The following is a 12841-nucleotide window of genomic DNA, read 5'->3' on the forward strand; positions in this document are numbered from 1 at the left end:
GCCGGTACCGGCCGCTGGACACCGGGCGCGCCAGGGTGGGGAGAGCCGGCTGGCCCTTCCTGCCGCCATGCCGTCGGTGAACGCCGTGGAGTCCCAGGGCCCTGCGGCCTTCTCCGCTCTCGACGAGGCCGCCCGGCCGCAGGCGTCGGCTCAGGAGGCCCGTACGGCCGCGCCCGCTCCGGAATCCGCGCCCGTACCCGCGCGGCAGCAGCCGACCGGGCGACGGGCCCGGCGCGCGCTCTCCGTCGCACAGGACCGGGCCGCCCAGGCCGAACCGACGGGGCCTCGGGTCCCCTTCGCCCTGCCGCCCGCCGCCGCCGACCGGCTGCCGCCGACCGCCGCCGACCAGATGCCGCCCGTCGCCGAGGCCGACGCCTCGCTGCCGGGGCGTCACGACGCGGTGTCCGGTCCGCCGGACCTCGACCACACCCCGCCACAGGCACACCCGCTGCCGACCGGACGGCGCCGGGCCCGGCACGCGGACGCGCAGGCGGCCCCGCCGCAGCAGCCGCCCGGGGCATCGGGGCTGCCCGGGACGGCTCCCTCCGCTCTGCCCGAGCATGGCGCCCCGTCCGCACCCGCTGCCCCGTCCACGCAGCCGGCACCGGCCGCAGCGCAGGACGGTGGCTGGGAACAGGACAATGGCTGGGAGCAGGAAGGCGGCTGGGAGCAGGGCGGCGTACCGGGCCAGGGCCAGGTCCAGGTCCAGGGTTCGGCTGCTGCGGCCGGGGCTCCCGGGGAGCAGCCCGACGGCGACTCGGAGTGGCCCGGGGCGGGCCGCACCACGCACACCACCGGCACGACCCCGGCCGGCAACGCCCGCGGCCCCGCAGACCCCGACGGTCCCACCGGACCCGACGAGACCCGCCCGCGGACCCTCGTGCCCGGACCGGACGCACGGAGGCAGCCGCTGCCCGCCGAGGCGCCCATGCCCGGTGAGTCCTCGGACTCGACGCACGGGCGCGCGTTCAGCGTGCGGACGCTCGGGCAGGGCGTGCCGTTCGCCCAGCACATCGCGCACCAGCAGAACCAGACACTCGGCGGCGCAGGCCGGCGCCGCAAGCTCGCCGCACCGCCCGAGAGCGACCCGGCCGACCAGGCCGCCCTTCCGGCGCCCGCTGCCGCTGCACCGCAGCCGACGAACGCGCAGCCCGGTGCCGGCGGCCCCGGCCCCGGCGGCACAAGCGGCACGGTGCAGGGCTCGGGCTCCGGGCCGCTGCTGCCCGCTCCGGCGGCCGAAGGACGCGCGTACGCCATTGGGGCACCCGACGAGGGGGCCGCCGAGGGACCGGAGCCGCTGGACGGCCCCGGTGGCGCGGTCGAGGTCGCCAACCGCCCCTCCCCGCAGCCCGTGGACGACGAACTGCCCCCGGAGCCGCTGGACAACCCGCGCCGGCTGCTCGTCTGGCCGGCGCCCGATGTCTCCACCCAGCAGGCGTTGAGCGACCGCGGCTACCGGCCGGTGATCGTGCACTCGCGCGAGGAGGTCGACGCACAGATCGCGGCGTTCCCCGCCGCGCTCTTCGTGGACCCGCTGACCGGTCCCATCACCCGCAAGGCACTTCAGTCGCTGCGCCAGGCGGCGGTGGCGGCCGAGGTACCCGTACTGGTGACGGCCGGTCTGGGGCAGGCCTCGCGGGAGGCGGCATACGGCGCCGACCCGGCCGTACTCCTGAAGGCGCTCGCCCCGCGCGACAGCGAACAGCACCCGTCCCGGGTCCTCCTGATCGAGGAGCACGAGGACATCGCGCACGCGCTGACGCAGACGCTGGAGCGCCGCGGTATGCAGGTCGCGTGCGCCGCGACCGACAGCGAGGCGGTCTCGCTCGCGACCCGGATGCGGCCGAACCTGGTGGTGATGGACCTGATGCAGGTACGCCGCCGCCGGGCCGGGATCGTCGACTGGCTGCGCGCCAACGGCCAGCTGAACCGCACCCCGCTGGTCGTCTACACCTCGGCCGACATGAGCCAGTCGGACCTGCCGAAGCTGAGTTCGGGCGAGACCGTGCTCTTCCTCGCGGAGCGTTCGACGAGCGACGAGGTGCAGGCACGCATCGTCGACCTGCTCGCGAAGATCGGCACGAACTGACCGCGGAGAGCGGCAGCAGTAGCAGCGGCAGCGGCAGCGGCAGCGGCAGCGGCAGCGGCGCGAACGGGCCGGACCTGATGCGCTGGGCCGAGCGGACCGGACGGACCGAACAGGACAGGACGAGGGCGGGTACGGGAGAGATCCCGTACCCGCCCTCGTCCTGTACCCGGCCGTCGGCCGTCGGCCACCGGTCTCCGGCTCAGAGCTGGGTGATGTCCAGCTCGCCCTCCGCGTACTGCTTGCGGATCACTTTCTTCAAGGACTTCCATGAACAACGGCAGTAACACTGCTAGCGTCCTAGAGATCGTCCGTGGTGATCTGGGGAGGCCAGCCACGATGGCTCTACGACTCGGGGGATACGCACGCATCAGCCTCGACAAAGAGGATGACGAGAAGGGCGTTGACCGTCAGCGGGAGGACTACGAGCGGCACGCCGCCATCCGTCCCGGGTGGAGGGTTGTCCGCCACTACATCGACAACGACCTGTCCGCGTACAAGAAGAACGTCGTCCGCCCCGAGTTCGAGCAGCTGCTCAAAGACCTCCGTGAAGGGGTCCTTGACGGTCTCATCGCGTACGACCTCGACCGTCTGGCCCGTCAGCCTCGGGACCTTGAACGGCTCATCGACATCTACGAGGACCGCCCGAACCTGATCTTCGCGACAGTCACCAACGACATCAACCTCTCGTCGCCGGACGGCCGGACCATGGCCCGAGTCATGGTGACCATGGCCAACAAGGCGTCTGCTGACGCGTCCCGCCGGATCGCGCGAAAGCATCGGCAGCTTGCCGACGACGGGAAGAACGGCGGCGGGCACCGCGCGTTCGGCTGGAAGGAAGACCGCATCATGGTCGATCCGCACGAGGCGGAACTCATCCTCAAGGCACATGAAGGTCTGTTGGCGGGGACACGTCTCAACACGATCCTTCGCGAGTGGCAGGCGCTCAAGGTCAAGACGGCCCGCAACACAGAGGCACCCATCTCGCGCACGGCCATCAAGGCCATCCTGGTCAACCCCCGTCTCTGTGGATACCGGGCCGTGAAGGGTGAGATCCACTACGGCGCCGACGGCAAGCCGGTGATCGGGGAGTGGGAGCCGATTACCACCCCGGAAAAGCTTGAGGCAGTGCGCGAGGTACTGGCAGGCATCGCCCAGCGCTACAAGGAGCGGACGAAGAACGACACCAACGCGTACCGGTACCTCCTGTCCGGCATCCTCAGGTGCTCCGAGTGCGGCAGCAGAATGGTGCCGAACATGCGGAGTACATGGAAACCGGGCAGCAAGGGCAGCCGGTATTCCTACCGGTGTCCTGCGTCCACAGACGGTGGGTGCGGGAAGGTCAGCCGCGCTGGTGAGCCACTGGACGGTCACGTCATCAACCTCATCCACGACGCAGAGGCGCGACTGGCTGACGCCCCCCGCGCGGAGCTCCCCGAGGAGTGGCCTGGTGCGGCGAGGCTGGTAGAGATCGAATCGGAGATCGCCGAATACGTACGGGCCAAGAAGGAGAAGCGCATCACGGCCCCGACGCTGATCGCACTCCTTGAGCCGCTGGAAACCGAAGGCGAAGAGCTCAAGCACGAACGTACGCAGTTCATCGTGCAGAAGGCCAAGGCGGCAGACACCGGCGACACGCCCGAGGAGTTCGAGCGACTGCCGATCGAACGACAGCGGGCCATCGTGATGAAGCACATCAAGGCGGTGATCGTCAGCCCGGCCGGGCAGGGTGCTCGCAAGTTCAACCCGGACCTCTTGGAGGTCGTGTGGAACACGAACACGTGACGTCCGGGCAGTGATGAGAAGGTCCTCTCCCAGGTGGAGAGGCCCTTCTCGATTTGGCTACTTGGTGCGGAACCCATACAGCCGGTACCTGAGGGTCAAGAGGCCCCAGTTGCGACAACGGGAAACGGGCGGATGCCGCATCGGCGGTCGGTGGGCCATCTCGTCAGCCTGAGGCACGCAGACAGCGTGAGCGTCCCCTGACGGCAGAAGGAGGAGCATGGACATCGTCGCGATCATGACCACGCTGGCAGAGCAAGGCGTAACAGTGATCTTCAAGGCTGACAGCGAGCGTATGGCCGAGGGAGGCAGGTCTTGGACGTTCGTTGCGACCGGTGAGCCCCTTCGAGGGGAGATCGTGCGGACGGATGCCGCCTCGGTCGAACGCTGCCTTGCGATCGTCTTGCCGCGTCTGCGCTCGCTGGGAGTGTCGGTCCCGGAGTGATCCTTACCCGTGACTCAGCAGTGTGCCTACAGGCGCAGACGAGACCCCGACCCAACCAGGGGTCTCGTCTGGTCAGATGACTCTGTCAGGCCCCGGTCGACGTCTCTTCACCCTTACTGACCTGCGAAGTTAGGTAAGTGACGTCCAGTGCCCCAGACTTGTGCAGTTCGCGCAAATACTTCTTGTCGAACTTGCCGACGCTGGTCTTCGGTACGGACACGATGACCGACCAGCGCTCAGGCAGCTGCCACTTGGCAATGCCCTGCTCCGCGAGAAAAGCCCTCAGCGCCTGGTAGTCGGCGCTCGCGCCCTCCTTGAGGACCACGGTCGCCAGCGGACGCTCGCCCCACCTGTCGTCCGGGACGGCCACGACCGCCGCCTCGGCCACATCCGGGTGCCCCATCAGTACGTTTTCGAGCTCGACACTCGAGATCCACTCGCCGCCGGACTTGATGACGTCCTTGGCGCGGTCGGTGAGCGTGAGGAAGCCGTCGTCGCTGATCACCCCGACGTCACCGGTCTTCAGCCAGCCGTCCTCGCTGAACTTGTCCTCGGGCCGCAGCGCCTCGCCGTCCGCACCGCCGTAGTACGCACCGGCGATCCAGGAGCCGCGCACCTCCAGCTCACCGGCCGACTCGCCGTCCCACGGCAGGTGTTCGCCGCCGGGTCCGACCAGCCGTGCCTCGACACCGGCGGGGAAGCGGCCCTGGGTGATGCGGTAGGGCCACGCCTGCTCCTCGGTCAGTCCGGCGGGCGGGTTGGCCATGGTGCCGAGCGGCGAGGTCTCCGTCATGCCCCAGGCATGACAGAGACGGACACCGAGCTTGTCGTACGCCTCCATGAGGGAGGGCGGGCAGGCGGCGCCGCCGATGGTGACACGCGCCATGGAGGTGAGGTCGCGCGGATTGGCGATGACCTCGGCCAGCAGGCCCTGCCAGATGGTGGGAACGGCGGCGGCGTGGGTCGGCCTCTCCCGCTCGATCATGTCGGCCAGCGGGACGGGCTGCAGGAAGCGGTCCGGCATCAGCATGTTGACACCGGCCATGAACGTCGCGTGCGGCAGACCCCAGGCGTTGACATGGAACTGGGGGACGACCACCAGGGTGGTGTCCTTGTCGGTCAGGCCCATCGACTCGGACATGTTGACCTGCATGGAGTGCAGGTAGATCGAACGGTGGGAGTAGACGACGCCCTTGGGGTCCCCGGTGGTGCCGGAGGTGTAGCACATGGCGGCGGCCTGGCGTTCGTCCAGCTCGGGCCAGTCGTAGCTGGTGGCCCGGCCGGCGATCAGCTCCTCGTAGTCGTGCACCCGGGGCACGGCGCCGTCGAGGACGGAACGGTCACCGGCTCCCGCGACGACCACGTGTTCCAGCGACGTCAGCTGGGGGAGCAGCGGCGCGAGGAGGGGCAGCACGGAGCCATTGACGATGAGGACCTTGTCGTCGGCGTGCTTGACGATCCAGACCAGCTGTTCGGCGGGGAGCCGGAGGTTGAGGGTGTGGAGCACGGCGCCCATGGACGGGATGGCGAGGTAGGCCTCCACGTGCTCGGCGTTGTTCCACATCAGCGTCGCGACGCGCTGGTCCCCGTCGATCCCGAGCTCGTCACGCAGGGCGTGGGCGAGCTGGGTGGCCCGCCTGCCGATCTCGGCGAAACTGCGCCGCTGCGGCTCGGGCTCTCCGGTCCAGGTCGTGACCTGCGACTTCCCGTGAATGGTCATCCCATGGCTCAGGATGCGGGTGACGGTCAGCGGTACGTCCTGCATGGTGCTGAGCACGGCGTCCTCCCGGTGGGCGCTACGCGGCAGTAAGGTTCCGCTGATTCTGCGCACATACCGAGCGGTATGTCACTAGTCCCGGGCGTACGAATCGGTGCCGTCCGGCAAAATCACACCTTCCGTGCGCAATGGCCGCACCCTTCTCAGGCATGTCCATGACCAGGCCCGACGTGGCCTCGCCAGCCATGTCCATGGCCGGGGACACCGCCGAGGACATGACCGTCCGGGGACATCGGCGGGCCCGCCGCCTCGCTTCCCGGCCGGAGTCGCCGCCTCATCTGACCGGTGCCAGCTCCGGGTCCTGACGCAGCTTGCCGAGCGCCCGGGACACGGCACTCTTGACCGTGCCGACGGACACGCCCAGCACTTCGGCCGTCTGCGCCTCGCTGAGGTCCTCGTAGTAGCGCAGGACGACCATCGCCCGCTGACGGTCGGGGAGTCTCAGCACGGCCCGCCACATGGCGTCGTGCAGCGACTGCTGCTCGGCGGGGTCGGGCCCCGGCACCGTCTCCTGCTCGGGCACCTCGTCGCAGGCGAACTCGTCGACCTTGCGCTTGCGCCACTGCGAGGTCCTGGTGTTCAGCAGAGCCCGGCGGACATAGCCGTCGAGCGCCCGGTGGTCCTCGATGCGCTCCCAGGCGACATACGTCTTGGTGAGAGCGGTCTGCAGCAGGTCCTCGGCGTCGCTGGGATTCGCGGTGAGCGAGCGGGCCGCGCGCAGCAGCACGGGCCCGCGGGCCTTCACGAACGACGTGAACGACGGGTACGGGACGTACGGAGCGCGTGCACCGTACGTCGTGCGCGCGGCGGCCGACGTACGCGGCACCGCGTACGGAGCGACCGAGGTATGCGGTGCACGCGGGGCCGTCGATGTGTGCGGCGGGTGCCCGGCGAGCGGCGCGTGCGGGGTGTGCGGCGTGCGTCCCGCGTTGGCAGCGGCTCCCCTGGAGGTGTCCGTGCAGACTGGCGTGGTCATGCTTCCACGCTAGGAGCGGGCGCCGCCCCGGGGATCGCCCCCAGGTCCCGAAACCGGGTCCGCCTCAGGGTGTAGGTCCGGTCCCCCTTCCACCTCCTGTAGGTGGAGGGCCGTACGACAGGCCTCAGGGTCGCCCCGGAGGCCGCGCACCGCGGGCCGGTTGCGCCCGCTCACTCCTCCCGGCCCAGGACCAGACCCGAGGTGGGTACCCCCGTGCCGGCCGTGACCAGGGACCGGGCCGCCCCGGGTGTCTGGTTCACCGAAGTACCCCGGATCTGCCGGACCGCCTCCGCGATGCCGTTCATCCCGTGCAGGTACGCCTCTCCCAGCTGGCCGCCATGAGTGTTCAGGGGCAGCGCGTCGGCCGCCACGAAGTCGGCGGCCTCACCCGGTCCGCAGAAGCCGAACTCCTCCAGCTGCATCAGCACGAACGGGGTGAAGTGGTCGTACAGGATAGCCACGTCGATATCGGCGGGGGAGAGGCCGGAGCTCCGCCAGAGCTGGCGGGCGACGACATCCATCTCCGGCAGGCCGGTCAGCCCGTCCCGGTAGAAGCTGGTCATCTGCTCCTGGGCCCGCCCGGCTCCCTGCGCGGCGGCGACGATCACCGCGGGCGGCTGCCGCAGGTCCCTGGCCCGTTCCGCGCTGGTGACGACGATCGCCTGTCCGCCGTCGGTCTCCTGACAGCAGTCGAGCAGTCGCAGCGGTTCGACGATCCAGCGGGACGCGGCATGTTCGGCGAGGGTGATCGGCTTCTCGTAGAAGTACGCCGCCGGGTTGCGCGCGGCATGGCGCCGGTCGGTGACCGCGACGTGGCCGAAGGCCTCCGGCGTCAGCCCGTAGGTGTGCAGATACCGCTGGGCCGCCATGGCCACCCAGGAGGCGGGGGTGAGCAGCCCGAAGGGCAGGTTCCAGCCGAGCGCCGCGCCCTCGGCGGTGGGCTCCCGCTGCTGCACCCCGGAGCCGAAGCGCCGCCCCGACCTCTCGTTGAACGCGCGGTAGCAGACGACCACGTCGGCCACCCCGCAGGCAACGGCGAGGGCCGCCTGCTGGACGGTCGCACAGGCCGCCCCGCCGCCGTAGTGGACGCGGGAGAAGAACGACAGCTCGCCGATGCCCGCCGCCTGGGCGACGGTGATCTCGGGGCTGGTGTCCATGGTGAACGTGACGAGTCCGTCGACATCGGCGGGGCTGAGCCCCGCGTCGTCGAGCGCCGCCTGCACGGCCTCGACGGCCAGTTTGAGTTCGCTGCGTCCCGAGTCCTTGGAGAACTCGGTCGCCCCGATCCCGGCCACGGCCGCCCGTCCGCCGAGCGAATCGGCCCTGCGCACGCTCATGCGGATCCCTCCGGAACGCTGATGGTCACCGTGCCGGTGACATGCCTGCCGAGCCCGTTGGCCCCGACGATCGACACCTCGGCCGTCCCGTCGTCGCCGAGAGCGGTCACCTTGCCGCTCAACACCATCGTGTCGCCGGGATAGTTCGGGACGCCCAGCCTGATGGCGACCCTTCTGAGCACCGCCGAGGGCCCGAAGTGGTCGGTGACGTACCGCCCGACCAGCCCGTTGGTCGTCAGGATGTTCATGAAGATGTCCGGGGAGCCCTTCTCCCGGGCCAGTTCCGCGTCATGGTGCACGTCCTGGTAGTCGCGGGAGGCGACGGCGCCCGCCACGATCAGGGTGCGGGTCACCGCGATCTCCAGCGGTGCCAGCTCCTCGCCGACCTTCACCGCGATCCCTCCTTCACCAGCAGTCCGCCGAGTTCCTGGAGCACTTCGCTGCCGCAGCCGAGATAGGCGTCGAGCTGACGCCCCCAGAGGAAGTGCCGGTGCACGGGGTGGTCCAGGTCGGCGCCCGTACCTCCGTGCAGATGCTGCGCCGCGTGCACGACCCGCTTCCCCGCCTCGGACGCCCACCACGCGGCGGTCAGCGCCTGCGCCGCGCAGGGCAGCGACTGGTCGTGGAGCCATGCGGCCTCGTACGCGGTGACGCGTATCGCCTCGGTGTCCATATGGGCGTCGGCGGCTCGCAGCAGCACTCCCTGATTGGTCGAGAGCGGGCGCCCGAACTGCTCGCGCGTGCCCGTGTGTTCCACAGCGCGCGCCACCGCACCCGCGCACACCCCCGCCTGCAGGCCCGCGAACGCCGTCCGGGCCGTTGCGAGCATCTCCTCGTACGCCCGCGCACCACCGAGCCGTTCCGCGGATGCCCCGTCGAGCACGAGCCGTCCCGCCGACCACGGGGCCGTGGTCTCCACCGGCTCGGCCAGCACTCCGGCGTCCGCGGTCCGTACGATCCACAGCGACCGGTCCGCGGCCGCGACGAGGACATGGGTCGCCTCCCTCAGCCACGGCACCAGCGGCACCGCGCCGCTCAATCCCCCCTCCGGCCGAACCTGTACGGCGCCGCCTGCCGGGAAGGCCCCCGCCGCCACCGCCGTACCGTCCCGCAACTGCGGCAACAGCCGCCGGCACTGTTCGTCCGTACCGTGTCCGGCGACGGCGAGCAGCCCGTACACACAACTCGACGCGAAGGGCACCTGCGCGGTCGTCCGGCCCTGTTCCTCCAGGAGGAGCACCAGGCCGAGGAGTCCGATCTCCTCGACCGCTCCGGGCAGTCCGGCCGCACAGAGCTCCTTCCAGAGCTCGGCGTCCGTACCGGTGCCGGCCGCGACCAGACGCTCGTGCACCGACAGATCCCCGAAGATCCGGGCGGCGAGCCCCTGCGCGGCGGTCTGCTCCTCAGTGGGTGTGAAATCCATGTCAGCCCTCACTCCCCCGGAAGACCGGCAGTTCCAGCTCGGGGTCCGTACGCAGGAATTCCAGCCGCACCGGCATTCCCACCCGCACCTTGTCGTACGGCACCCCGATCACGTTGCTGACCATCCGGACACCCTCCGCGAGCTCTATCAGCGCCACCGCGTACGGCCCGGCCTCCTCCGACGTGCTGAACGCGGGGAAGGGCGGGTGATGCATCACGACGTACGAGAAGACGGTGCCCTCGCCCGATGCCGCGACCGCCTCCCACTCGGACGACCCGCAGGCATTGCAGCCGGGCAGCCAGGGGAAGCGCAGGGTGCCGCATGCCCCACAGCGCTGGATCAGCAGCTGGTGTGCGGAGACGCCCTTCCAGAATCCGGCGTTGTCCCGGTTGATCACCGGCCGGGGCCGCAGGCTCCTGCCACCGCGCCGCTCCCCGGACCGCTCCGTCCCGTTTCCCTGCGTCCCGTCGCCCTGCGTCCCGTCGCCCTGCGTCCCGTTTCCCTGCGTCCGGTTGCTCTGCGTCCCCTTTCCCTCCACGCCCTCGGCCAGAGCCCCCTTGCCCTGGGCCTGCGTACCCTTTGCCCCTGCGGCTTTTGCCCCCGTGCCTTTTGCCCCCGAGGCCGCCCTCGCCGCCGGCCGGTACTTAAGAATCCGGAAGCGGTGCGTCCCCGCCGGCTCGTCCTGAGCCCGGACGTCCATCCGCGTGGTGATGAAGTAGCCCGTCCCCAGCTTCGTCGTCTTCCGCTCCGACACCGCCTCGATCACCGCGTCGAAGGTGATCCGGTCACCGGGCCGCAGCGGCCGCAGATACTCCTGCTCGCAGTCGGTCGCGACCACCGAGACGTACCCGGCCCCGTCCAGCAGGCCGAAGAGCTCGTCGTAGGCCTGGCCCCGGTCCGTGTGCCCCGACAGCCCGCCCATCGTCCACGCCTGCAACATGGCCGGAGGGGCAATGGCGCCGGGGCCGGTGTATGCCGGGTTCGTGTCACCCATGGCCTCGCACCAGTGCCTGATCATGGGCTCGTTGACCAGATCCCTGCCGCTGCCGGCGGTGGCGGCCGCCCGCCCCTCGTACACCCTGAGCCGCTCGTACAGTTCGTCCCGCACGCCCTGCCCGGCCATCACCGCTTCCCCCTCTTCATCCCGAGCCGCATCGTCGCGACGATCTCCCGCTGCACCTCGCTCACCCCGCCCCCGAAGGTGTTGATCTGTGCCGCCCTGTTCATCCGCTCCAGTTCCCCGTCCCCGAAGGAGCCGGGCGAACCGCCCCGGATCAATCCGGCATCGCCCGTGATTTCCTGGCACATCCGATACACCTCTACGGCGCTCTCGGTACCCACGAATTTCACGCCGCTCGCGTCGCCGGGGGCCAGCGCACCGGCCCCCACATCCCCCACCAAACGCCAGTTGAGCAGGCGTGTTGCCGCCAGCCGGGCATAGGCCTCGGCCAGCCTGGACCGGATCCACGGCTCGTCAACCGGGCGCCGCCCCGTCACCGGATCGGGCGTACGGGCGAAGGTGAGCGCCGCGTCGTAGAAGTCCTCGGCCTGCATCCCGATCGCGGCCAGGGCCACCCGCTCATGGTTCAGCTGGTTGGTGATCAGCCCCCAGCCGCCGTTCTCCGTACCGACCAGCCCGGTGACGGGCACCTGTACGCCGTCGTAGTACGTGGCGGTCGTGGTCAGCCCGCCCACGGTCTCGATGGGCGTCCAGGAGAAGCCGGGCGCGTCCGTCGGCACCAGGATGATCGAGATGCCCCGGTGCTTGGGCGCGTCCGGATCCGTACGGCAGGCGAGCCAGATCCAGTCCGCGTTCTGCGCGTTGCTGGTGAAGATCTTCTGCCCGTCGATCACCCACGAGTCGCCCTGCCGTACGGCCCTGGTCCGCAGCGCCGCCAGATCGGTACCGGCCTCCGGCTCGCTGTAGCCGATGGCGAAGACGAGCTCACCGGCCAGGATCCGCGGCAGGAAGTACTCCTTCTGCGCCTCGGTCCCGTACTTCATCAGGGTGGGGCCCACCGTGTTGAGGGTGACCATCGAGACCGGGGCGCCCGCCCGGTAGGCCTCGTCGAAGAACACGAACTGCTCGTCCGCACCACGCCCCTGCCCGCCGCACTCGACGGGCCAGCCGAGTCCCAGCATCCCGTCCGCGCCGATACGACGCAGCAGTCGCCGCTGCTCAGCCGGGTCCTCGGCCGCCGGACCGGTCCGGCGGCCGGACTCCGGCATCACATCGCGGAAGTACGTGCGGAGTTCGGTGCGCAGCTGTAGCTGGCGCTCCGTAGGGGCCAGATGCACGGCGGCTGCCTCCCGGGAAAGGCTGACGGATCAGGGTTTCTGACTGTCCGTCAGATTCCGTTCACCTGTCAAGGCACCTGACAGCAGACCCTCACCGGCCGCTCCCCTTTTCGCCCACCCCGGGAACGACGAACGGCCTGCGCACCGCCACCGAAGTGACACCGCGCAGGCCGTCGTCCCCCCAACCGCGGCCCGGCCCCCCGACCGGTCCGCGGCAGGCACCGGATCACCAGAGATTGGTGAAGTTCACCGCGAGGTTGTGGCTGGACTGGTCGATGGCCGTGAATGCGGAGCCGTTCACCTGGGCGGAGTTGCTGTGGTTGGACGCCCCGTCCCCGATGGCCTGCTGCTGCGAGGTGGACGAGTTGCCGGAGTTGTCCCCGCCGACGCCACTGCCGCTGATCGCGGCCACACCCGCGTTCGATCCGTCGTTCGCGAACGAACCGTTGTCGGCCTGGGCCACACCACCGAGGAGAGCGGCGGCGAGGGGCAGAGCGGCAACAACGGCGAGGGCACGAGCGGTACGGATGCTTGCCATGTCTATTCCTCCAGGAACCGAAAGTAAGGCTGATCCCGAGTCAGTTGGCCGACCGCCCGGGGTGCTGGTCACGACGTCGCGAGATCAAGGTTGCCCACCGCCACCCCGGCGAACCACCCATGCTTTTCGATTCCCTCGCAAGCGTGAGGAAGAGCCGATAAACCCCCAGACATCACAGA

At 70.2% G+C, this 12841-nt stretch carries 11 protein-coding genes; 3 read left to right on the forward strand and 8 right to left on the reverse strand.

The genetic code is table 11. The features are described from left to right. The 3 genes from J1C73_RS30510 to J1C73_RS30520 form a co-directional block, all read left to right on the forward strand. The coding region (locus J1C73_RS30510; RefSeq protein ID WP_372446760.1) for a response regulator at positions 1-2089 on the forward strand (2089 nt) is incomplete at its 5' end. Positions 2090-2356: 267 nt separating this feature from the next. Next, complete coding sequence (locus J1C73_RS30515) at positions 2357-3871, forward strand: recombinase family protein (protein ID WP_242644931.1); 1515 nt, start codon at positions 2357-2359, stop codon at positions 3869-3871. A gap of 217 nt (positions 3872-4088) precedes the next feature. Continuing rightward, positions 4089-4313, forward strand: coding sequence for a hypothetical protein (locus J1C73_RS30520; RefSeq protein ID WP_207319202.1), 225 nt, complete (start codon positions 4089-4091; stop codon positions 4311-4313). A gap of 85 nt (positions 4314-4398) precedes the next feature. Here J1C73_RS30520 and J1C73_RS30525 read toward each other — a convergent pair whose 3' ends face one another. From J1C73_RS30525 to J1C73_RS30560, 8 genes are all read right to left on the reverse strand, one after another. Further along, positions 4399-6090, reverse strand: coding sequence for a long-chain fatty acid--CoA ligase (locus J1C73_RS30525; protein ID WP_207319203.1), 1692 nt, complete (start codon positions 6088-6090; stop codon positions 4399-4401). 274 nt (positions 6091-6364) lie between these two features. After that, a complete protein-coding gene (locus J1C73_RS30530; protein ID WP_242644932.1) occupies positions 6365-7066 on the reverse strand; it encodes a SigE family RNA polymerase sigma factor in 702 nt (233 codons plus the stop codon). A gap of 170 nt (positions 7067-7236) precedes the next feature. Further along, the gene (locus J1C73_RS30535; protein ID WP_207319204.1) at positions 7237-8403 is read right to left on the reverse strand and encodes a lipid-transfer protein; all 1167 of its coding nucleotides are present in this window, start codon (positions 8401-8403) and stop codon (positions 7237-7239) included. Further along, positions 8400-8795, reverse strand: a complete 396-nt coding sequence (locus tag J1C73_RS30540; RefSeq protein ID WP_207319205.1) for a MaoC family dehydratase — start codon at positions 8793-8795, stop codon at positions 8400-8402. The genes J1C73_RS30535 and J1C73_RS30540 overlap by 4 nt, the downstream gene beginning before the upstream one ends. Then, the gene (locus J1C73_RS30545) at positions 8792-9826 is read right to left on the reverse strand and encodes an acyl-CoA dehydrogenase family protein (RefSeq protein ID WP_207319206.1); all 1035 of its coding nucleotides are present in this window, start codon (positions 9824-9826) and stop codon (positions 8792-8794) included. Before J1C73_RS30545 ends, J1C73_RS30540 begins: the two co-directional genes overlap by 4 nt. 1 nt (position 9827) lies before the next feature. Next, positions 9828-10949, reverse strand: coding sequence for a bifunctional MaoC family dehydratase N-terminal/OB-fold nucleic acid binding domain-containing protein (locus J1C73_RS30550; RefSeq protein WP_207319207.1), 1122 nt, complete (start codon positions 10947-10949; stop codon positions 9828-9830). Further along, on the reverse strand, positions 10949-12124 hold the full coding sequence (locus J1C73_RS30555) for an acyl-CoA dehydrogenase family protein (RefSeq protein WP_207319208.1): 1176 nt from the start codon (positions 12122-12124) through the stop codon (positions 10949-10951). Before J1C73_RS30555 ends, J1C73_RS30550 begins: the two co-directional genes overlap by 1 nt. A 226-nt stretch (positions 12125-12350) precedes the next feature. Further along, positions 12351-12662: a hypothetical protein gene (locus J1C73_RS30560; protein WP_207319209.1), complete on the reverse strand. Its 312-nt coding sequence runs from the start codon at positions 12660-12662 to the stop codon at positions 12351-12353. Between the last annotated feature and the right edge of the window lie 179 nt (positions 12663-12841).

Source organism: Streptomyces laculatispora (assembly GCF_017353455.1).
In the GTDB taxonomy this organism is placed as follows: Bacteria; Actinomycetota; Actinomycetes; order Streptomycetales; family Streptomycetaceae; genus Streptomyces; species Streptomyces laculatispora.

Coding starts and splice junctions, on each gene's coding strand:
- J1C73_RS30515 (WP_242644931.1), top strand. CDS start 2,357: ATGAACAACGGCAGTAACACTGCTAGCGTCCTAGAGATCGTCCGTGGT.
- J1C73_RS30535 (WP_207319204.1), bottom strand. CDS start 8,403: ATGAGCGTGCGCAGGGCCGATTCGCTCGGCGGACGGGCGGCCGTGGCC.
- J1C73_RS30560 (WP_207319209.1), bottom strand. CDS start 12,662: ATGGCAAGCATCCGTACCGCTCGTGCCCTCGCCGTTGTTGCCGCTCTG.
- J1C73_RS30530 (WP_242644932.1), bottom strand. CDS start 7,066: ATGACCACGCCAGTCTGCACGGACACCTCCAGGGGAGCCGCTGCCAAC.
- J1C73_RS30550 (WP_207319207.1), bottom strand. CDS start 10,949: ATGGCCGGGCAGGGCGTGCGGGACGAACTGTACGAGCGGCTCAGGGTG.
- J1C73_RS30520 (WP_207319202.1), top strand. CDS start 4,089: ATGGACATCGTCGCGATCATGACCACGCTGGCAGAGCAAGGCGTAACA.
- J1C73_RS30545 (WP_207319206.1), bottom strand. CDS start 9,826: ATGGATTTCACACCCACTGAGGAGCAGACCGCCGCGCAGGGGCTCGCC.